This window comes from Wolbachia endosymbiont of Rhagoletis cingulata, from assembly GCF_048537655.1.
Lineage (GTDB): Bacteria > Pseudomonadota > Alphaproteobacteria > Rickettsiales > Anaplasmataceae > Wolbachia > Wolbachia pipientis.
Genome location: NZ_CP175927.1, coordinates 979,065 through 1,002,915 on the forward strand (window position 1 = coordinate 979,065; position 23,851 = coordinate 1,002,915).

8 protein-coding genes and 2 pseudogenes are annotated in these 23,851 nt (G+C 34.7%); 2 read left to right on the forward strand and 8 right to left on the reverse strand.

Annotated features, from left to right (window positions below; translation table 11 throughout):
* From ltrA to wmk, 5 genes are all read right to left on the reverse strand, one after another.
* On the reverse strand, positions 1-1,251 hold the full coding sequence (gene ltrA / locus ACJZL3_RS04550; protein WP_419198617.1) for a group II intron reverse transcriptase/maturase: 1,251 nt from the start codon (positions 1,249-1,251) through the stop codon (positions 1-3).
* Between the two features lie 43 nt (positions 1,252-1,294).
* On the reverse strand, positions 1,295-1,417 hold the full coding sequence (locus tag ACJZL3_RS04555) for a hypothetical protein (RefSeq protein ID WP_419198591.1): 123 nt from the start codon (positions 1,415-1,417) through the stop codon (positions 1,295-1,297).
* A 507-nt stretch (positions 1,418-1,924) separates the two neighbouring features.
* Entirely contained in the window at positions 1,925-3,169 is a 1,245-nt protein-coding gene (locus ACJZL3_RS04560) for a hypothetical protein (protein ID WP_419198651.1), read from the reverse strand.
* A gap of 116 nt (positions 3,170-3,285) precedes the next feature.
* Positions 3,286-3,942 (reverse strand): JAB domain-containing protein, encoded by a 657-nt coding sequence (locus tag ACJZL3_RS04565; RefSeq protein ID WP_419198652.1) that lies wholly within the window; start codon positions 3,940-3,942, stop codon positions 3,286-3,288.
* Positions 3,943-4,108: 166 nt separating this feature from the next.
* Positions 4,109-5,035 (reverse strand): WO male-killing family protein Wmk, encoded by a 927-nt coding sequence (gene wmk / locus ACJZL3_RS04570; RefSeq protein ID WP_419198653.1) that lies wholly within the window; start codon positions 5,033-5,035, stop codon positions 4,109-4,111.
* 162 nt (positions 5,036-5,197) lie between these two features.
* Between wmk and ACJZL3_RS04575 the strand changes: the two are divergent.
* A pseudogene (locus ACJZL3_RS04575) lies at positions 5,198-6,030 on the forward strand (IS5 family transposase).
* On the opposite strand, the gene mutL reads toward ACJZL3_RS04575, so the two are convergent.
* Together mutL and rnhA are read right to left on the reverse strand one after the other, a co-directional pair.
* Complete coding sequence (mutL, locus tag ACJZL3_RS04580; RefSeq protein WP_419198654.1) at positions 6,005-7,813, reverse strand: DNA mismatch repair endonuclease MutL; 1,809 nt, start codon at positions 7,811-7,813, stop codon at positions 6,005-6,007. The pseudogene ACJZL3_RS04575 and the gene mutL overlap by 26 nt on opposite strands.
* A 92-nt stretch (positions 7,814-7,905) precedes the next feature.
* Positions 7,906-8,340: pseudogene (rnhA, locus tag ACJZL3_RS04585) on the reverse strand (ribonuclease HI); the annotation flags it as partial.
* 381 nt (positions 8,341-8,721) lie between these two features.
* On the opposite strand from rnhA, the gene ACJZL3_RS04590 reads away from it, so the two are divergent.
* Positions 8,722-9,606, forward strand: a complete 885-nt coding sequence (locus tag ACJZL3_RS04590) for an Rpn family recombination-promoting nuclease/putative transposase (RefSeq protein ID WP_250120258.1) — start codon at positions 8,722-8,724, stop codon at positions 9,604-9,606.
* A gap of 4 nt (positions 9,607-9,610) precedes the next feature.
* Here the strand turns inward: ACJZL3_RS04590 and ACJZL3_RS04595 are convergent, their stop codons facing one another.
* Complete coding sequence (locus ACJZL3_RS04595; RefSeq protein ID WP_419198655.1) at positions 9,611-23,752, reverse strand: ankyrin repeat domain-containing protein; 14,142 nt, start codon at positions 23,750-23,752, stop codon at positions 9,611-9,613.
* Positions 23,753-23,851 lie beyond the last annotated feature (99 nt).

Below are 23,851 nucleotides of genomic sequence, written 5' to 3' on the forward strand. Positions count from 1 at the left end.
TTATTCAGTCTTTTGACCTAAAGCTAGTGTCCAGTGGTAAAAAGTATTTGTCCCTTCTTTCCTCATTTTTCCTAGAAGTTGCCTCGCTAGTCTTCCATGATTTCGAAGCTTCTTATACTTTCTTCTGACCCACTTTTCTAGGTGCTGCTCTATGTTTCTCAGAGGTTTATATATCTCTTTCCTGTAAAACCTGCCATAGTACTGATACCAGCCTCTGACTATTGGATTTACTGTCTTTGATATTTCCTCTAATGTTTTGTGTGTATTTCGTAGTATTTTCCAGGACCTTATGGTTGTAGTAATATTTTTCTTGGCCTTGTTGCTAATTGCGGGAAGAAATGAAACAAAATGCTTTCCTATTTTATTTCTTGCTAACCTGGGTCTAAATGTGTAACCCAGAAAATCAAAACTTTGTTTAGGAAATTCATTTTTCCTATTGTCATCCTTGCAGTACACAATTTGTGTCTTTGCAGGATGTAATTTTAGCTTATACTCAGCCAGTCTTTCTTCAATTGCTACCCTCATAAATTCCGCCTGTCTACTACTCTTGCAGTGCACTATCGCATCATCTACATACCTCTCAAATGGTATTGTTGGGCACTTTCGTCTCATCCACTCATCAAATACATGATGCATAAATATGTTTGAGATCAGCGGGCTTATTGAACCTCCTTGCGGAACTCCTTTATCCCTAACTACCTTACTTCCATCTGCTTGCTGAATTGGCGCTTTCATCCATCTTTCAACATACAGTATGACCCATTTGCAGTCTGTGTGCCTTTTGATAGCTCGCAATGCCAACTCGTGGTCCAAATTGTCGAAAAATCCTGCTATATCAAGATCTATCGTCCAATCGTACCACCAGCATCTTTTCCTCGCAGTTCCTACCGCATCCAGTGCAGATTTGTTTGGTCTATAACCATATGAATCTTCATGAAACTTCGGGTCTACTAACGGTTCTAGATACATTGTAGCTGCTGTCTGCGCTATCCTGTCCGATACTGAAGGGACACATAAAATTCTTTGTCCCCCTTCTGTACCTTTTGGTATTGCTACAGCTTTTACAGGCTCTGGAAAATAACTTCCAGATGACATTCGATTCCATAGCTTGTACAGATTATCTTTTAGATTTTCTTCAAACTTTGTTATCGTAACCTCATCTACACCAGCAGCACCCTTATTTTTCGATACTTGTTTATAAGCTCTCCAAATAACTTGCTTCGGTATATCAAAAGACTTTGTTTTACTCATTAACTCCTCCCTTTCGGTTGATAAATAATTAAAACTGAATAACTCAGCCCCTTCGCTCCATTTCCATTACAGAAATTTCTTCACTACTACGAGCTGATCCGCCCCTGTTCTTCGCATCGGTACTCTCATCCTTGAAGTTTAGCTTCTTGGATTTCTCCCTTATCATCGAAATGACAGGTTCCCGCAGTTCTACACAATAGCCCAAAATGGATCCGCGCCACCTATATGCCGGACGCCATCTATCCAGTAAACAAGTTTCCGATAGATTTATCCCAGGTTAGGCTAGAACACCTGGTTTTGACATCTTCTATGAAGTTTCGACACTTCATCAGTGGTTCATTTGCATTCGCCTCTCCATTTTACACATGACGCATAATTGCGCCTTTTCCATAACGCTCACTACCATGGCTCTTTACCAAAGCAGCTTATGGCTGTTTGAAGCCTGCTCTTGTAAACCGGCTCCGAGGGACCTACCCTCATCTATTGTGCAGCTTCAACTGATCGCTTCTACGGCACACCTAACCTCCAACTTTTCACTTTTTCTCCTACTTCATAGTCTAGAATTTTTTCCACGCAAAGAACCATACATATAATATTTTCTACTATAGCTCAAAGGCTCCAGATATAACGGTAAGAAAAAACCTCTGGAACCTTAAAGCTGGCTGTAGACGCATTAAAGTTCTCTAAAGGTTTCTTTACTACCTTCACGTATCCTATTCACCCACGAAGACGGAGACAATACTTCATCATTGCTAACTTCTTTTATAGCATACTTTTCACTCCATATGCCACATCTAGTGAAACTACCTCTCTCTACTGCTTCTTTAAGTTTTACTCCTCCAAAGAGACAGTTTTTTCCTATTTCTTCTCCTATTTTTTGTAATTCAGCCCACATTTCCTTGTTTTCTACTCTCAATTGTACTTGATCATATTTTTTTACATCGTGGTACAATATAATATTTAGCTTACCAATGCTTGTAGGAAATTCTAATATAATAGAGCTTTCATCTGACATATCGATATAGTTTCTTATACCTCCCTTCTCACTTTTAACCTCAACTGCATCATTGCCAATTTTTAAAATATTACTTCCTAGCTCTCTTTTTGCTTCCAGTATTTTGGCTACCTCTACCTTGCTATCCCCAGAAAATTCTATATACGATGTTGTATTATCTATTTCAACATCTATTAATTCTCCTTCTTGCACAGCACTTTCGCCAGCTTTCTCTAGTTCTTCTAGTCTCTCATCTATCTGTGGCTGAACTTCTGGTTGTAGCTCATTATAGATTTCACCTATCAATTTATTCTCCAATAAAGTATCATGAAACTCTGCACCGTTTAGCATTAATTTACGTATTAGCTTTTTACGATCAGCCTTATCAAATTTATGAAAATGTGTGCCCAGTATCACATATTCCGCGAAGCTCCACTCTCCATCATTACACGCATTTAGCCTTGCTCCAGCAGCTAGTGCTTCGTCTACAACCTTGTGCAGTTCATTTGGACTTTTTGCTCTTACCACAGCACTCTTAAACCAGCTCAACTTTTCTGCACTTGGCTTTATTTTTTTCAAAGCTGAAGCAAATGGATTTTTATCTTCTTGATCACTTACAGGTTTTGTGCCATATATGTAATCAAGTCCTTTTCCGTAGTTGATTTTGTTTTCGCGAACGTTTTTGCTAGGAAAAGGCACCTCTCCAAGCTTTTTAGCCTTATTAATTTTGCTTACAAAGCTATTACAACTAAGACCACTTAATATTCCCGACTTATCGCCTGTAGAAGTGAGTTGCTGGCTAGTACGACCAATTCCTACAATAGCATTTAACATCTCACCTTTCGATAATTTATCAAGATCAACGTTTAACTCATAGATGCCTCCTTCCTTATCACCAAAAGGTACAATTATTTTATTAACCATATTAGCCTCCGCTATTAAATATACTTTCTAAGTGTATAACGAACTTTATTACTCAGTTGTTATACACTATATTACTTATTATAAATTGTAGTGAGTAGATTTACAAATATTTTCTGCTATAACAATCCACTTTCCTTAAAACTAAAATAGCCTGCACTTGTGATGATAATGTGGTCAAACAATCTAACACTTACAGTACTACATGCTGCTGCTAAGCTCTTTGTTACTGCTTGATCTTCTTCTGAAGGTTCTAAACTTCCTCCAGGATGGTTATGTGACATTATTACTAACGTTGCATTCTTTATTAATGCTTTTCTTATAATCTCCTTTATGTACACTGGTGCTTTTTCCATTTCACCAATATAGGATTCTTCTCCTATTAGTTGGCGCCTTTTATTCAAGTACAGTATTTTTACACATTCCCTTTCTGAGTAACCTATACTTACGTTTAAGTATTCTACTAGCCCCTGTAAGTCCATTATTGGCTCAACCTTGAGCTTTTCCCTCAGTACTCTTTCTAGCGTTTCCTTAACGCACATAATCATTGCTACTGCAGAATCAGTTACTCCTTCTATAACTCTCAGATCATCCATTTCTCGACCTAAAATCCTTCCTACTCCTGCATAAGTATTCACCAGATTTTTAGCAATTTCCTGAGCTTGCGGCCTTTCATGTACTGCACTTAGAAATGTTTCCATTATTTCACGATCAAGTAGTGCTTTGCCTTTGCTTTCTAATATTCTGAATTCTATTTCTTCTTTACTTTTATTCATATAATTTACCCTTCACTAACAACAAACTTTTTTTAGATATTTACTGCTGTTTTTTTATCAGCATTGGCATAAAGCCATAGCTTTCGAGTGAAGTCAAATCAATTTTTAAATCTTTTTTACTTATTTTTTCATCAAAAAGTGAAAATATTAATATATAATGATTTTTTTATTGTTGAATTTCGTCCAAAGAGATGCCCAACGTTTGCAAAATAATGTTGATTGGAATTCCTCCTTTCACTAAATCCTTTGCAATTTTTATTTTTTCTGCTCTTTTCACTTTCTCTTCGCAAATTTGTATGCCTTCAAGCAGAGATTTTATTAGCACATACCGTAATTCTTGACTCTCAATTTCTTTGTATTCTTCAATTAAATTCGGTAATTCATTTTCCACTTTATCCTCTGTTAGTTCAAGTAGGTCCATGATATTAATCGATAACGCCTTCGCTATCTCATATAATCTTCCCAGTGGAACAGCAGTCCTTCCTTGTTCATAGTTGCTTATTTCATGACGGGTTGTATTCATTTTCTCTGCTAAATCCTTTTGAGTATACTCTCTCACTATCCTCCATTCCTTTATCTTCTTTCCTATTTTGCAGTATATAGAACCTATTTTTTCTTCAACACATTCATCAGCAGAGAGGCCAATTGCTTGTGAAACAATATCAACAGAAATCCCTGCTTTAACCAGGCCCTTTGCAATTTTTACTTTCTCTGCTTTTTTACTACTTTTCTCACCAACTCGGGTAAATTTTGTTAGCAAGTAAAACACCTTGCGCAACTCTTGATCATTAATCGTTTTATATTTTCTTACTAGATTTAATATTTCTTCTCCCTCATCTTCAAGACAGATTTTTTCATTTGATACAGGAATAAGATCCGTAATATTAATTGATAACACCTTTGCTATAGCGCACAACTTTTCAATCGAAATTTTTCGTGTTCCTTTTTCATATTGTAGTACTATTTGATACGTTACACTGATTTTTTTTGCTAAATCTTTTTGAGTATACCCCTTTGCTATCCTACAACTTCTTACTTTCTGTCCTACTACTTTATAATATAAAAAATTAGAGTAATTATTCTCTTTTTTCACATTTTATACTCCATAACCAGAAGAGCTGTTACGTATGCTTAATTGAGAACCTTTTTGACAAACTGAACTCATCTCCTTTCAAACAATTTTTCTATATCACTTAGAGGTTGTCCGGAAACAAGTAAAAGGCTATAATATCTGAAATTTTAGTACGGGGTAAAGATGAGAAAAAAGTATCCAACAGATCTAAGCGAAAGGGAATGGGCAAGAATAGAAAAACACTTCAGAGTATCATACAAGAAAGGAGGAAGGCCGCCAAAGTATAGCAAAAGAGAAATATTAGAAGCAATTTTCTATGTATTGCGTACAGGGTGTCAATGGCGGTATTTACCAAATGATTTTCCGCTATGGAAGACTGTGTATGAGCAGTTCAGGCAATGGAAGAAGCAGGGAATTTTTGAGAAAATGAATTATGAAATTACAAAATATAGTAGAAGAAAAATAGGAAGGAATGAGCAGCCGAGTGCCTGTATAGTAGATAGTCAATCTGTAAAGACTACAGAAAAGGGGGGATCAAAGGCTATGATGGAAGTAAAAAAGTAAAGGGTAGAAAAAGGCATATAATTACAGACACTCAGGGTTTTATACTAGGTTGTTACGTAGGCGCTGCTAACGAAAATGATAGAGATGGTATTAAAATAGCATTAAACAATATGAGAACAAAATATACTAAAGTTAAAAAAATGTGGGCTGACATGGGATACCAAGGAAGAAATTTAAAGAATCACATAAAGGAAGAATATGACATAGATATTGAAATTGTTAAAAGGCCTCCATGTAGATTTTGGGTGCACAAAGATACGCCACCTGAGCTACTACCAACAAGAGAACAAGGGTTTAAAGTACAGCCAAGAAGATGGGTTGTAGAAAGGACTTTTGCTTGGGTTAATAGGAATAGAAGGCTATCGAAGGAGTATGATTTACTCACAACATCCACTGAGAATTTCATATACCTAGCTATGAGTAGGGTTATGTTAAAGAGGGAATATGCTTGAATTTACTAGTTTCCGGACAACCTCTTAGTTTCATTTCTATATAAGTTGGTCTTTCATGACCAGAATATGGAGTTTTCTCAATTTGTCTTAGTATCTCATTCATCTCTTCCAATTCCATTTTTCTTCCTGCTCCATGGCAAGCGATTGTGGCTGATATTTTATTCACCTTATCCTCTATTGGCAACGTATCTTCCATTTCCGTTAACTTATCTACTATATCAACTAGCATCTCTTTTATATCTATTGTTCCTAAGATTGCAGGTATTTCTTTCACCCTTACTTTATCTTCTGATTCTATTTCAATACCAAAACCCATTTCAAAAAGCTCATCTTTATAAGTTTCAATCATCCCCATTCCAGCTTGGTTTTTGATTTTAACTGTTTCAGGAAGAAGAAGTTTCTGTCTTTTTATGCTTGATTTTTGCTTTAAGCACTCGTATATCAATCTTTCATGAGCTGCGTGCTGATCTACTATAATTAATTTGCCTTTAGCCTCAGCAATAATGTAAGTACTGTGGACCTGACAGCGTGCATACCCTAGAGGATGATCCTCTATTAAATCAATTTGCTCCCTTTCTAGAACCATCGCTTCCTTTTGGGGTGGAGATTCTCCATACTTAAACGTTTCTGGTAAGCTTTGCCTTCTTTCATCTGGTGCATTGAATTCTTCCATTAGACGATTTTCTAAAAGACTTGGTCTCTTCTCGTAAAACTCTTTTTGATTTTTTTTCTCTTTACTATTAACCTGTTCTTGGCTTTTACTATCATTAAACTCTTCAATACCTTGACCACTTGCTGCAAACCTCGTTGATAATGCTTTTATTATCCCTCTTCTCACTATTTCATATATTAGCCTTTTATTCTGAAATCTTACTTCCGATTTATTTGGATGCACATTTACATCTACTTGATCGTATGGTATCTCTAAGTGCAGCACTGCAAAAGGATACCTCCCACTTAGAATAAAATCTTGATACGCATATCTAATTGCACCAATAAGTAGATTATCTTTTATTGGCCTTCCATTAACAAACGTATAGATCTGAGTTGAATTGCCACGACTAATAGTTGGTTTACAGATGTGTCCCGTAAGTTTGATGCCGTCTTCTTCCTCTTTAACTTCCAGCGAATTGCTCTGAAATTCTTCTTCTGTTTCACATAATCTGTTAAATAATGAAGTTTGCTTAACATATTTTAAGAGCTTTTTATTACCGGAAGTGAGAGTAAACCCAATACTATAGTTAATCATTGCTAAGTTATTTACAATGTCAACAATGCTTTGTGTTTCTGCCCTCTCGGTTTTTAGAAATTTTAATCTATTTGGAGTGGCAAAAAATAAGTCACGAACTTCAATATATGTACCCTGTAGCAAAGAACAAGGTGTAATCTCTCTTATTTTTTCTCCTCCCTCATACCTTATAGACCATGCTTCCTTTGCTCCACTTGCCTTAGACGATAATTTCATTCTGCTTACTGCTGCAATTGAAGGTAAAGCTTCTCCTCTAAACCCAAGGTGCTTGATCTCTATTAACTCACTATCGCTTAATTTTGAAGTAGCGTAGCGCATAAACGCAAGTTCCAAATCTTCCTTTTCTATTCCATTTCCATTATCTGTCACAGTTATAAGATTACGCCCACCACTTTCTATTTTGATCTCTATCTCTGAACTTCCAGCATCTATTGCATTTTCAACTAATTCCTTTACTACACTTGCTGGCCTCTCTATTACCTCTCCCGCTGCTATACGATTTATAGTTTTTGTGTCTAAAAGAATTATTGCCATAATACTCCACCCAATCTATGAAACTTAGAGTTCCCTCTATTTTTTGGTGATTTCTTGACCTCACAATCTCTATATTTTAGCTTTTTAGATTCCTTTCTAGCAAGTCTATCTGCCTCCTCATTGTACATATTACCGTTGTGAGCTCTAATCCACTTCCAATTAATATCATGCTGCAAAGCAACTTCTTCTAGTTCCTGCCATAATTCCCTGTTCTTCACTGGCTTTTTATCGGTTGTCTTCCAACCATTTACCTTCCATTTATTGATCCACTCTGTTATACCTTGCTTAATATAACGACTATCAGTGTGTAAAATAACTTTGCAAGAAACTTTCAACATCTTTAGCCCATTAATCACAGCCTTTAATTCCATTTTGTTATTCGTTGTGTTTTCTTCACCTCCAGAGATGCGTTTTTTGATAAAGACACTTTTATTTTCATACATCACCACGGCTGCCCATCCACCAGGCCCCGGATTTCCAGAACATGCTCCATCTGTATATATTATAACCTTCTTTTTTTCGCCCATACTTACAGGATATAGATTCAACGTAAATTTGCTACTGAAAATGTTGACATGAAGTTTCAAGATCTTTATCATATACAAGGTGTAGGGAGCCCGTCCTCTCGATGTTAGGTAATCATATTTGAGTCTTTGTACTCGCATTTTTTTGGAGCCTACACCAAAGTGTTTTTGAAACTTTTTATAGCTTATCAGTTCATTTGCTAGGGTTTTAAGGCAGTTATAAAACGATGACTAACACTACATCTAAAGCCTAAAATGTAATTCTCAGGTGATCTTTGACAGATGTTTTTTTTCATCAACACATTCAAAGCTTAGAAAAACAAAAGGGTTGAATATTTCTTCACAATTGTGTATAATTATTAATGCTTTTTATCTTACTTTCTTATGGCTCTTTCGAAGTTTCTTGATGCACGCAATGATTATGCCTTTAAAAGAATATTTGGCACTGAAAAGAATAAAGATATCCTTATTCATTTCTTGAACGATATTTTAGGCTTCACTGGCTTAGCTGCTATTCACGATGTTGAATTCTTGGCTACCATTTTGGACCCTGAAATTGCCGCTAAAAAGCAGAGTATTGTCGATGTTCTTTGTAAAGACTCTCAAGGTTCCAGATATATTATAGAAATGCAGTTCACTAAGACCAAAGGCTTCGAAAAGCGTGCTCAATATTATGCTGCTAAAGCCTACTCAAGTCAAGCTGATCAAGGTGATAATTATCATAATCTCAAGGAAATTATCTTCATAGCTGTTGCTGATTGTATTATTTTTCCAGATAAGGCTGAGTACAAATCTAATCATGTCATTTTAGATCAAAATAGCTTTGAACATGACTTAAAGGATTTTTACTTCGTATTCATAGAACTACCAAAATTTACAAAGACAAAAGAAGACCAACTAGAAAATATAGTAGAAAAATGGTGTTACTTTTTTCGATATGCAGCAGAAACAAACGAAGAGGACCTAGATAAAATAGTTGGTAGTGACGTAATAATAAAACGAGCTTATGAAGAGATGAATAAGTTTAATTGGTCAGAAGAAGAGTTACTAGCATATGAACAAATGAAAAAACGCATAATGGATGAGGTAGCTGCTTTAGCTCAAAAATTTGATGAGGGTCTTAAAGTAGGTCACGAAAAAGGTAGACAAGAAGAAAAAATCGAAGTTGCAAAAAACCTACTTAATGCTGGCATTTCTATTGATGTTATTTCCCAGACAACTGGCCTTCCTCAGGCTGACATTACACAACTTAAGGAAGAAACTTTTTAGTCTACTACCTTCTTCCAGCGACTAATTCTCTGGCATTGCCCGCAATTAATACATCATCTAACCTAATTCTAGGTCCAGATAAACCTAAGCTTTGCGGTTCTTTTATATTATCCATTTTTAGTACGTTATTTTCATTATGTAGCATTTGGTGTATTGATTGATTTAGTGATACATCTAGCTTGTTATTAAATGTAGCCATAAACTTTTCAAATTTCTTCGGACTTAATTTACCAGCTTCTTCATCAGGACATGCTTTCTCTACATACGATTTTAAAATCCCTGAAATTTCATTGAATTTACCACTCATGACTTTTCTAGTAATTTCTTTCTGCATTTCCATATAATCAATATTTAATCGATGCATTGATACACCACTTTTTAATCCAGCTTGCTCTACTACTTTCTCAAATTCCTTTGTAATATTGAGTGCATAGCCCTGTGCTTCTAGTGGGGATATAGACTGATCTACTGTAGAAATATACTTCTGACCTGTAACTTTTCTAATTAATAAATCAAGTAACATTATTGTACCATTAAAATCAACATGTGATAGATAGTGATCTCCCATTTCTAGTATTATATTTCCGCTACTAGGTTTAAATTTAACAGGTGTTTGCCTTTCACGCATTTGTTTTATATTTGCATTTACATAATCAATGTTGTCTCGAAAGAAACCTCCATTTTCTTGTTTTTTATCTGTACCATCAGATGGTAGTGTGGTACTTGTTGAACTACTATTACTTACCGAAGCTTTGGCAAATTGCTCATCAACTTGTGGTATTGAACTTGCAGTATTTGATGCTTCCTCAGATAAAGCAGCTCTAAACCCACCTACAGAACTTTTCACCCAACTAAACAAATCATTTATCCATGAAGATGGTCTTGTACCACTACTTGCTGTTATCTCAGGTTGATCACTTGAATCTATAGCAAGAGGTTTTCTTGACATATGATGATGATTGTGATCTCCATGGTGATGACGGCGTTTACGTTGTACAGGCTTTTCTCTTTCTTGATTAAGTTTTTCTAAGCACTGCACAACATCACTACATTCTTCATTTTTACTATGTTCTCTAAGTTTTTCTTTAGCAATATCTAGTGGTGTTTTACCATCCCTTTCAGTATCGATATTAGCCCCTCGACTGATAAGCTCTCTAACTTTAGGGAGATTTTCTTCTCTTACAGCAGTAAATAACTTCCTGTTTAATTGTTCATGTTCTAAAATTCTCACTATACGACCTTGTTGGCCAAGCAATAATGCATTATTGAGAGATCCTTGATTCTCTTCAAGAGTGTTCTTTGTATTAATAGCAATATCTAGCGGCGTCTTACCATTCTTGTTTTTAGTATCAATATTAGCTCCTCGACTGATAAGCTTTTCAACTCTAGAAAAATCATATTCTCTTACAGCAGTAAACAACTCTTTGCCTAATTGTTCTTGTTCTAAAATCTTGACTATATCTGTGTAACCTTTTTGAGTAGCTAAGTCTAAAGGTGTTTGGCCGTAAGTATCTTTAACCTCAATGTCAGCACCTCTACCAAGAAGAAGTTTAACTGTACTTGGCTTATTTCCTTGTACAGCTACATGTAAAGGTGTCCAACCATTATTAGTTCTATCGTTAATGTTATTAGCATCACTATCTAAAAAAGACTCAACTATTTCAGATTTATCATTATTTTGGGCAGCCAAATGTAAAGGTGTATCACCATATCTATCTTTAGCTCTAATGTTAATATTGCTATCAAGAAAAAATTTAACTACATCAAACTTACCGTAAGCAGAAGCAAAGTGTAAAGGGGTCCAACCATACATGTCTTTAGCCTTAATGTTAGCACCTCTATTAAGAAAAAACTGGACCATGTCCAGATTACCTTCTTGAGCAGCAAAATGCAAAGGTGTTTTACCATCCTTATCTTGAGCATCAATGTTAGCAGCGTCCAAGCTAGCACCTCGGCTTACAAGATCTTTAACTTTTTCAAAATCACCATCTTGTACTGCAGTCAACAATTGTTTATTTAGCCGTAATTCTGCTTGTTGTAAATACTCTACAACATTATCATATTGGTGACCTTTAGCCACATCTAGCGGGTTTCTACCATCCTTATCTTTAGCACTGATATCAGCTCCTTTACCTATAAGATACTCTACTACATCCAGACGACCATTCCAAGAAGCCCAGTACAGCGGTGTCCTGCCATCTTTGTCAGTATCATTAACACTCACTCCCTTACTAATAAGAAACTCTATAATGTTTTTACTATTATTCTCAGCGGCAACATGTATAGGTTTTTCACCAATAGTAGAAGTATCTGCAGCATTGATATTAGCTCCTTTTTCTATCAAGAATTTTGCAACCTCTAATTGATCAAACTTAGCAGCATAGTGTAAAGGTGCCCAACCATTTTTATCAGCCTCATCAACGTTTACCCCCTTGCTGATAAGAAACTCTATAATACTTTTACTATTATTTTCAGCAGCAACATGTATAGGTTTTTTACCAGCAGTAGAGGCGTCTGCAGTATTGATACTAGCTCCCTTATCAACGAGAAGCTCAGCAATCTCTAAACGTCCTCTCCATGCAGCATAGTGCAGTGGTGTATAACCTTGCTTGTCAGTATCATTAATACTCACTCCTTTGCTGAGAAGAAACCCTATGATATCTTTACTATTGTTCTCAATAGCAACATGCACAGGCTTTTTACCATAAGGGCCTTTATCTGCAGCATTAATATCAGCGCCTTTTTTTATCAAAAACCTTGCAATTTCTAAACGATCCTCAAATGCAGCCCAATGTAGTGGTGTCCAACTGTATATATCTGTAGTATTAACATTAGCATTCCGACTAACAAGATCTTCAGCTTCATTGAGATTACCATCTTGTACTGCAGTCAACAATCCTTCATCTAAATCTGATTGTACTTGCTCTATCATCTCCACTATATTTGTATAACCTTCTTGCATAGCCAAATCCAAAGGTGTTTTACCATCCTTGTCTTTAGCGTTAATATTAGCACCTTTATTGAGAAGAAGTTTGACTGTACTTGGTTTATTTCCTTGTATAGCTAAATGTAAAGGTGTTCTACCGTTATTAGTTATATCATTAATACCACTAAGATCTCTGTTCAAAATAAATTCAATTACTTCAAGTGTACTATCATGTTGAGCAGCTACATGCAAAGGTGTTTCACCATCTTTATTTTTAACCTTTAAGCTAGCTCCCTCTTCGACAAGATATTCTACTACTTTCACATGACCATTATTACAAGCGTTATGTAAAGGAGTATTATCACTATTATCTTTCGCTTCTAAACTAGCACCTTGGCTAACAAGAGCCTTGACTCTATTAAGATTATCACCGTTTACTACAGCCAACAATTCTTTATTTAAACCTGACTGTGCTTTTTTCAAAAATTCTTTTATATTTTCTTTAACAGCCAAGTCTAAAGGTGTGTTACCATCTTTATTTTTAGCCTTTAAGCTAGCTCCCTTTTCGATAAGATATTCTACTACTTTTAAATGACCATTTTGAGAAGCATAATGTAAAAGAGTGTTACCATTGCTATCTTTCACCTCCAAGCTAGCACCATGGCTAACAAGATCATCAACTTTATTAGGATCACCATTTTTCACCGCAGACAACAATTCTTCATCTAATCCTGATTGTATCTGCTTTATCATTTCTACTATATTTATGTAACCCTTGTGATCAGCCAACTCTAAAGGTGTTTTATTGTCTTTATTTTTAGCCTTTAAACTAGCTCCCTTTTCGATAAGATATTTTGCTACGTTAAAGTGACCATTATTACAAGCATTATGTAGAGGAGTATTATCATTATTATCTTTAGCTTCTAAATTAGCACCTTGAGCAATAAGATCTTCCACTTTATCAAAAGTGCCCTCTCGTGCATTGATTGACAATCCTTGATCCATCTGCGCTCTCTTCAAAAGCTCTATCATATCTCCTTTAGTAGCTAAGTCTAAAGGTGTTCTATCATTCTTATCTTTAGCATTGACACTAGCACCTCTATCAAGAAGAAGTTTTGCTACGTTCAACCTTCCTGCTTCAACAGCAAGATCTAAAGGCTTTTTATCATCTTTGTCTTGAGATTCGATGACAGCACCTTCATCAAGAAGAAATTGAGCTATATCCAAATTACCCCCTTGAGCAGCAAAATGTAAAGGCGTTCCCTGATACGTTATCTCATTATTAAATTTTGCACCGTTACTAATAAGAAGTTTGACCACACCCCATTTACCTGACTGAGCAGCATAAAGTATCGGTGTCCAATCACGCCCGTCTTGAACTTCGATACTTGCACCTCTGTCAAGAAGGAATTGAACCATATCCAAATTATTTCCTGATGCAGCAAAGTGTAAAAGTGTTTTACCTTCCTTGTCTTGAGCATCAATATTAGCTCCTCTATCAAGAAGAAGTTCTACCACGCTCCATTTACCTGATTGAGTAGCAAGAAATATTGGTGTGTACCCAAATTTATCTTGAACTTCAATATTAGCACCTCTATCAAGAAGAAGTTTAACCTTATCAAATTCACCCGCCTCGGAAGCAAGATGCAACAGTGTTCTGTCAAGTTTACCTTGAGCATTTATGTCTCCACTGTTTGGAACCTCTAAATGTATAGAACTCTCTTGTGAATTAACAATAGAACTCACATTATTTAATTTATCAATACTATCTGAATTATGTATTTTATCTACTTCATTACTTAATAATATCTCTTTGTCAGTAAATTTTATAGATAATGTTTTCATTTCAGGTTCTTTATAGAAATCTCTAAAATATATAATACACAACTCATTTGCTTCTATGCCAGCATTAAAGGCATTGGTAACTATCAAGTCATATTTATCATGAAGGTAGGTATACCGCCCTGCTTTTTTAGATATAATTAGTTTACTATTTTCTTCTATGTCTTGAGGTCTTACTACAATAATTTTCTCATCAGAAATAAAGAATGAAGACTTTAAATCTAGATTACCATCTATTTCCACCGGTGCATTATCAAAAATAATTTGTAGTTTTTTATACCACTTATTTATAAGTGCATCCTTCAGCCTAACTGTTATTACATCTTGCTGCAAGCCGGTAGCTGATATAGATAACTTAATTAATAAATCATTTTTGTCTTTAATAATCGTTGGTGTCGGTTTTATACTCAAATCCCTATCTACTTGCTGTACCAGCTGATGTAAATCTAATATACTTCTTAAACTTTTCTTTCCATTGACATCCTCATTAATGATTACCTCTTGAATAGGGAAGTTTTCAATATCAAGTGTTTCATGACCTGAAGTAATTGTACATACATCGTTTCCGCTTAGAACAATATTTTTTCTCCCACTTGCATTGAGTTCACTACAAACATCTCTCCTCATAGAATCCGCAGCGTTGCTTCTCCCTCTATTATTTAAACAACTATCTAAATCTAACTTATTTTTTGACTGATTTAAAAAGGTGTGCCTTTCAACATCTTCAACCATAGCAGATGTTCTACTTGCTATTTGCTGACTATTTTCTTCAGTCAATATTGACTGATAGTCTACTACACTTTGATTATAACCATTTGACCCTTGTATACTACGTCTCTTGCGAGTAGATCCACAATCTTCAATCTTCCAAACACCATTGATAACACTTTCCCCTGATTTCCAAGTGAACACATACCGCCTATCCTTGTCACAATTGTTTAAGTGGTACATACAATCATTATTAGGTGAGTACAAGTACCTTCCATACTCAACATTCTTTAGATACACATTATCGCCATTGAGCTCAACCTTCCACTTAAATTGATCACTATTTCCATTTGAAGGCCAAGTGAACACATACCGCCTATCCCTATCACAATTGTTTAAGTGGTACATACAATCATTATTAGGTGAGTACAAGTACCTTCCATACTCAACATTCTTTAGATACACATTATCGCCATTGAGCTCAACCTTCCACTTAAATTGATCACTATTTCCATTTGAAGGCCAAGTGAACACATACCGCCTATCCCTATCACAATTGTTTAAGTGGTACATACAATCATTATTAGGTGAGTACAAGTACCTTCCATACTCAACATTTTTAATACATACCTCTGATGAAAATACCGCATTTCTCACTGACTCTGGTAATTTACTTTTTAGCCTTTCAAGATCAGATCTTTTTTCTGAACTGACCCCGGAATATTTATTAGAGTTCACTGTACTTTTAATACAGTGAGCTAACTCAAATACTGCACCATCGTTCTTCGGCATTTTATCAAACACAGCCATATAACCTGAGATACTCTGACCAGGGTTATTATGACTGTATATAAACCTTAATATTTCTTTTTTATCTACTTGCCAGTATACGTCACTTACAGCTTCCTTAATTGCTCTATCAAACAACTTTTCATCAAAATTATAAATCTCATCCAAAAGTTCAATAGTCGAAGCACTACGATTATGCAGCATACCATCCTTTAGCACCTTTTTTGCTGTACTTTTTATCGAACCTTTTAAACTACTTATACAAAACTCTACCAATCTTTTTGCGTTAGATGGAATATTTGCTTGGTTAACAACTTCCTTCTTTAAAAATTCAACCTGTTTTATCATTTTAAATGCGTCATTACTTTTAGTCTTGATCCTGTTACAAAGAAGTTCAATTACACCTGAGTCATTATTGTAAGCGGCTAAATATAGAGGTGTTCTACCATCGTTGTTTTTAGCCTCGATATCAGCACCTCTATCAAGAAGAAGATTAATTACGTTTTGCTTGGCTTCTTCAACAGCCAAATGCAGGGGTGTCTTACCCTCCTTACTTCTAATTTCAATACTAGCACCTTTATCTATAAGAAAGCTAACCATATCAGGATTACCATAATGAACAGCATAGTGCAAAAGCGCCCAATTATCACTGTTGCAACTAGTACTCTCTAAAGCATTAATATTACCTTTCTTCTCTAAAAATGCTTTGAATACACTCTTGCTTAATTCTACATTACCGTTGTAAGTAGCATAATGCAAAGGCGTCCAGTTCTGTGAACACTGATTTTTATATTCAATATCAACATTACTTTTTTTAGCAGTTTTATCAAGAAGGGTTTTAACTTCATCCCATTTACCTTCATAAACTGCTGTACTTACCAAAGGTTTCAATACTCCCAACCCTGAAGAGATCATCCAATTATTGCACTGATCTATTATGTTTGAATCATAGCCATTCAGCAAAAGGTTGTTTTCTAACTTTTCAAGCAATGTTAAAATCTGATTACTACTTGGCGTTTTATTTTTTAATTCCTCAATTTGTTCTAAACTACAGGAATTTTCTGTAAAGCTTACATGGTCCTGAAGTGAAGAAAAACTTAAACATTGGTATATTGGGTTCTTGTTTTCCATTATAAAATTATCAATCGATACTAAACATTTAAAGTCATTTTCTACTTTAGGAGCATATTTACTTTTATTTTTATAATTCTCTGAAGCTTTTTCAATTAGGTCTTGTACTTTCCCTACTTCATATAAGCTAAACCTATCTAATCTACCGAGCGTTATTGGTTCTAAACCTAGATCAAACTCCAACGTAGAAATTCTATGAGACTCAGAATTATTCCAATTCTTTATATTGATTGTGTGATTGGATACTTCATCAGAAAACACCAAATCTGTGTTACTACTAGAAACTCTAATCCGATCTGGAGTAATATTCTTTAGTATCATTACTCCTATACGCTTTTCATCTTCCTCTATCGAATTTAAAGTACCATTTTGATTATGTGTAATATCGACAGACTCAGTGAAGTCTATAGTGTATTCTTTTACAGTTTTCTCATAATCACTCTTAAGTTTATCTTGATAGTCCATTATTCCATTAACTTCTTGCTGTAAGCCAAGATATGAGGAAAAATTACCATCATTCCACAGAAAAAAATTAACGTTTCTCCATTTACTTTGATTATCATAAAAATTTTCTACTTTTATTATAAAAGGAACCTCGTTATTCCTTATCAGTAAAAGATGATCTTTGTTTCTATATCGCTCAATATCTTCAAGACGGGAATCTATCACTACATGATTATCTTGAAAATCTTTAGGTAACACAAACATGTTTTGAGCTTGTGTAGCGTGGAAAAAAGGAACTAATTTACCTTTTTCTGAGGAAGAACACGACATTGACTGTACATAAGGAATAAATGTTTCTCCTTTTTTATTCATAATTACGAGATGTCTATAATTACGATCTTGAAGATAGTTTTTTACTTGAATACTAGTATTATTATAGTTTAAATGTAAGTTACATTGTTGGACTAAAAAATCTTTTTCAACCTCTGGCATAAATAGCGTATCCGCTTTTTCATCATCTGAATAATTATCAATCTGAATTTCTTTGTTACCTATACCATCAGCAATAATATACACGTCACTTCCTTTTCCTCCTCTCGCAAATATAGTACCTTGATCGAAGTTCATTACATCATCTTCCTGAGAACCAAAAACCATATTTGGAACTGCACTATTACCATGATTCTGTACTCTATCTCTGATAACACTAAAGACTTTGTAATCCTTGTTATTGTTTAGAATTTTCTTGTAATGACTTTCAACATTGTCAAAATTATCTAAGGAATGTTCTGAATATAATTCAAATGAAGTAATTTTTATAGTTGATGAGTCTGATCTTTCAATCTTAGGAACAATATTACTACCATTTTTATCTATTAGTGCAAAGCGAGGTTTATTACTGCTTTGCTCAACATAATTTTTTACATCAAGAGTAAATTGATTGTTTTGACCAAAATTTATTTTTAAAGATAAAGTATTACTGTTTTTAAAGTAAGTTATTTGATCACAATCACCTAATAAATTAATTTCCGGAAAAATTACAGTTCCTGTTCCATCTACATCAATTTCTGAATGCAAACCCTTACCTTTGTAGTCTGCAGCTTTTACGTAAAAAGTATAGTTGCTCTTTCCACCCTTGACTGTAGTATACGGCAAAATAATTACTTTTTTGCAATTTTCAACTATATCTTTCTCATTGTTGTTAGAGCCACCACCACTATCTATGATAACATCACGATCATCGATTCCTGTAAAGTGTTCAGAGTAACCCATGCACAAAACCTCATCCACCTTGTTCTTTCTTCCAACATAGTAATAATTAAAGATGCCATTATTATCAATTTGATCATTGATTAACCAACGACCATTTACTCTTGCCTTTAATGACCCAGAGGCATTAGGCTTAAAACGATAGTTAACGTTCATTCCTATAACTGGATCTTTCAATTGGCTTAAATCAAGTATATTAATGGAGTTACTTCCACCAATAATTTTACCTGAGAAGTCAACGTTATTTACAACAAACCTATTTACTACCTTATTACTACCACCAACTATTTCTGCTGTACTTGAGTCAATTAGAAAATTATTGTTCCATTCATCACTCCCTATGATGGTACCTTTGTCTACATTACTTAAATCATAAACAATTGTTTTATCCTTTTGTTTCGCTTTTACCCTATTATCGTGACTAATAACCACTGAATTTTCACAATAATACGAAGCAAAGTCGAATGAATTTTTTGTACCTTCTTTTTCATAATCTTGGTCAGTAACCTGTGGTAAACAAACCCTGCTAGCACCTTCAATACTATGAGGTATAATACGTGAAAGATTTCTCGTATTGGCTCTTTCTGCTTTATTCATAAGAATCTTTGCATAATCTGGACGAAGAGTATTACCGCTTACTTTTCCAAGACCAATACCATAAGCAACAGTACTATTAGGGCTATTATTTAAAGCTTGCCACGCTCCTTTAGTGAGACTATTAACCATTTCCTTTCTTGCTGCAAGACGTTGTACATCTTGTGGTATAGGTTGAAAAGCAAATGTATGCCAAAAAATACGCCAATTTTCATCATGGGTTGTATCGTACTTTTTCTCGTACTCCACGATATTGCTAACACCGCTATAAACCCCAGAAGCTACCATCAATGCGACTCCAACTGCAATACCAACTCCAGGCATGCTAAGTGCTGTAAGAGCAACACCAGAAACAAATGAAGTGCTAGAAAAGGCTATAGATGCTATATTATCTCTTATCTCCTTTTCTCCACATGGATTATCACCATTCTCTCTTTTTTTACAATCTACAAGATTACTTGCTGACATGCCTATATCAACAATATCAAAGACACCAGCTAAGGCCCCTGCTGTACCTCTTGCTACCGCACCTCCAAATTTTACCCCTACAACCCGGACAGCAAATTTTGCCTGTTTACCTAAAGTACCTGGTACAATTTTTCCCACAACCTTTTCAGCTGATGCTACAACTTTTGGAGTAATTTTAACCATTACATTCTCAATTGGTTGAGATGCAAAAGACCATCCTATTCCGCCTAAATTTAATCCACAATCCGTTGCTGTTCCATCCTTGCAAGATACAATAGCACCATGAATTCCTCTTATTAATTGTATTCCACCTGCAGCATTCATTAACCTACTCTTTAATTTCGGGTTTTTTGTTAAATCACTGCTTTGCCGTAAAACGTCACTATATAAATCTTTGATACGCTCATTCTGAATATAGCGCTCGTATCCTTGATCTCCAATCACTTTGTCAAGTAAGTACCTGTGATCACCTTCAATACTTTTATCTCCAATAAACTCTACTAGCTGAGCATTTTTTCCTTCATCTTGACCACTTTTAACATAAGTAAGAAACTTTTCACTATCAATTATAATTTTGTCTACATTATTTTCATCTACCTTTCCTTTACTAAATTTCTCCACATCATCTTTTGAAAATAAACAATTATTAGTGCTCCTTTTACTTCTACTACCTCGCCCTATACAAGCATCTAGGTGAGATCTGGGTTGTTGTGTTTCAGCAAGTACAGCCTCTAAGTTAGCTATACGTTGTGGATCTATACTTAATGCCCCTGAAACATCTTTCCTCATATCTATAAAATAATTCTCATCTCTTCCTTGAACTTGTAAACGATTACGTATTTCATTAGGAATGTTACTTCTACCTTCCTGCAATACAGCATTAATATCTCTAGCATTTTCCAATGCCCATAAGCCGCAATTGTGACCATCTGTTTGTTGAGTAATATAAACATCATTAACGTTAATTTGAGCATCTTGTAAAACTTGACGAATACTATTTGGAACATTATTACCCAATGAGTCTGCATAATATCCATCATATTGCCCATTTTGATGGGAAATGATTAACGTAACCCAGTGATTATTATCTAAATTAACAATTAAAGTTAATGGCCTTTTTTCACCACCTCTTACGCTATTTTGAAACTGTTGCAATTGATTGACTATGTGTTCTGGTGATCCCACTATTTCAAATAATGTGTCAGCTCCATCAATTCCATAACCATATTTTGTTCTTGCAATATCAGCTATATCATATTGCTGCAGCCAATAGTCATAATGTTCTGCTGCTGTTGCAGATTCTAAAGTCCGCCAATCTTCTTCTTGTATAGATGAATATTCGATTTTATGTATTACTTCTTCTACTAATCCTAAAGGCTTCCCCTTGGGTTTATCAATAACTTTATCACCACCAATCAGAAGTACAGAACTATGGACTACTTTAGCAGGAACAAATTTATCACTCATTAGTATTAAAGAATTTTTGTCTTTAGCCTTCACATTAACAACTACACCCACGAAAAGCATTTTGTCACTATCTGTGATTGCTTTCAGTGCTGCCCCTTTAGCATATCTAATATTTTGTTCTTTTGTTAATTTATCAACTTCCTGTTTCAGCTGATCTTGATTTAAGTTTTTATCTATAAGCTTAAATTCCAGTGCTATAGGAGTATATTCTTTAGTACCCTGAGGTGAAGGACCAATACCTTGAATTACCATATCTACACGACCACCTGCTCCTACTTGAAATTCAGGTATAATTACAGTCTTTGCAGAATCTTCTTGTTTTGTGGCAGTCTCTTTTAGCTTCAAATCACTGTAGCTACTAAGTAAACCATTAAGCACAGCTTGCAATCTTGCTTCATTAGTAATCAAATCTTTAATAGGGTAAACCGTATCTGCCACTTCACTAAGCAACACTTTATAGGCTTGCAATGAAACCTCACCGTCAGAAGCATGTTGAGAAGTGATTGCTTGATCAAGTTTTGCCTTCAATTCATCAGAATTAGGTATCTTAAGAAAACTACCTGCAAATTGTTGATCTGCACTACTTGGTTTATATTTGCTTATCTGTTCTATTTCAAAAAGTTCTTCAAAAGATAACCCTGTTTCATATTTTTTAAGACTCATTTTAGTTTCTATGACATTGCCTACTCCTCCTATTCCAGGTATGTTCAGCACTGGAATTTTTTTATCAGCATAGAATTCTTTTGTATTGGACTCTCGTATATGAAAAATGAATGCTGTGTTTTCTTGCCCTTCATTACCTTGAACAAATATTAATGTTGTAACAGGGCTTTTAGATAAAGTGTACTCCGTTCCCTGAGGCCAATTTAGCGGATACTCATTATATGAATATATATATTTTTTTACGTTACCCTGATCTTGACCAATCTTGTTAATTAAAATTGATTGACCTAATATATCTCTACTGAAATAGTAATGATCTTTTGTTTCTTTATTCGCTGGAAAAGTATGGTATTCGCTTGATAACAAATCTTTTACCTTTCGCTTAAAAACTTCCTCAGAAATTGATTGATTATCCCACTCGCCAACTAGTTCGATAAATTCCTCCATCAAAGGAGCTGGTGGTTGTTTTATAGGTTTTACTTCAGTTTTAAACGGTTCCGCATTATCTAAATTTAACCCAACAGCAATAGCATTATCTGCATTGGTTAAAACCCTCATCTTGTTTGTTCTAAAACCTTTTATATAATTCTCAGCTTGTCTCAGCGCATCACTTGGATCAACTTGTCCTTCAGTTCCAGCCTTAAGTTCAATAAGAATTGGCACTGAATCAATAGCACGATTAGGACCACGAACAAGCAAAACAATATCAGCGTAACCTCCTCCAGCAAATTGCTCCAGGTAGACCTTGGTATTATCACGATATCGAAAGTTATCAAATACTCCTGCTACAAAACCATGTTGATCAGCTTCGCGAGCTTTAATGCCATAAACATTACCTTGTAAATCTAAATTGGTATGAACTTTTTTAATATAATTTAGAATGTCTTCGAGATTTTCCTTAGCTTGACGTGTATCTGAACTGACAAGCTTTTCTATATAATCCTCTAGGTAAATAGACTTACCCAGCTTTTTTGTCACTTCCTGAAACTTTACTGTAGGCTCAATGGGTTGATCTACAATTTTCTTTTTACTTTCTACCTTAATGTTTATTTTTTCATCTTCTCCATCACTCTTTAAGGTATATCCCTTTACTGACGTAAGTCTTGATAATTCTTTTCTAACATCATCACTAAGATCTTTACCTGACTTACCTAGAAACTGCTTGATTTCATTAAAAAATTTATTTTTAAACGCATCATTACCCTTTAATTCACCAGAATCAATTTGCATTGTTTGAATATTTCCATATATATCCTTAGCTTTACATTCCAATATGTTATTCTTCAGATATAAATGTAACTTCTTCGACTTAACATCTTTGTCTGACTTTGGTCTGCTTTTTACTAACTCATATTTATCTTTTAGAATTTTTATCACATCAATTTGAAGCTTACGTTCGTCTAATGGAGTATAATCTCTACCCATCACATTCTTCCACTCACCTGTGGTGAATTCAAAATTCTTAGTATTTGTTTGTTTAGAATGTTGAGCTTCTATATCTTCAGTGAAAATAAAAACATGTATTTTGGATTCTGTTTCTGCTACAATCTTTAAAGTTCTTGCCCCCTCAAAACGAAAGTGCAATTTTTTTATGCCTAGCTTATCATTAAGTTTAGTATCTAATACACTGGAAAAAGAACCTAAAAATCTATGAGGAAAAAAGCCAGGCTTTTCACTAGAATGTAAATAAGATTGTATTTGATCAACCAATGACTGATATCTTGCTTCAAAAGATTGATCTAACTGATCTACTGCATTAGAAGTTGAAGAATCTACTTTCCCAAAAAGCAACTCAATTAACTCGAAATCTTGTGGTTTTTCTTGGTGTTGATTGTTATCAACCATAACCGCCTCCTGATTTTAACCTTTTACAATTTTTACTCTCACTAAAATTCTTTGCATGCTTTCGTTTAAGTTTAAGTAACTAAATAACTTTATCTTAAC

What these genes read in the sequence shown, in the direction of transcription:
- ACJZL3_RS04560 (WP_419198651.1), bottom strand. Translation starts at nt 3,169, where the DNA reads ATGGTTAATAAAATAATTGTACCTTTTGGTGATAAGGAAGGAGGCATC.
- ACJZL3_RS04565 (WP_419198652.1), bottom strand. Translation starts at nt 3,942, where the DNA reads ATGAATAAAAGTAAAGAAGAAATAGAATTCAGAATATTAGAAAGCAAA.
- ACJZL3_RS04555 (WP_419198591.1), bottom strand. Translation starts at nt 1,417, where the DNA reads ATGATAAGGGAGAAATCCAAGAAGCTAAACTTCAAGGATGAGAGTACC.
- ACJZL3_RS04590 (WP_250120258.1), top strand. Translation starts at nt 8,722, where the DNA reads ATGGCTCTTTCGAAGTTTCTTGATGCACGCAATGATTATGCCTTTAAA.
- ACJZL3_RS04595 (WP_419198655.1), bottom strand. Translation starts at nt 23,752, where the DNA reads ATGGTTGATAACAATCAACACCAAGAAAAACCACAAGATTTCGAGTTA.
- ltrA (WP_419198617.1), bottom strand. Translation starts at nt 1,251, where the DNA reads ATGAGTAAAACAAAGTCTTTTGATATACCGAAGCAAGTTATTTGGAGA.
- mutL (WP_419198654.1), bottom strand. Translation starts at nt 7,813, where the DNA reads ATGGCAATAATTCTTTTAGACACAAAAACTATAAATCGTATAGCAGCG.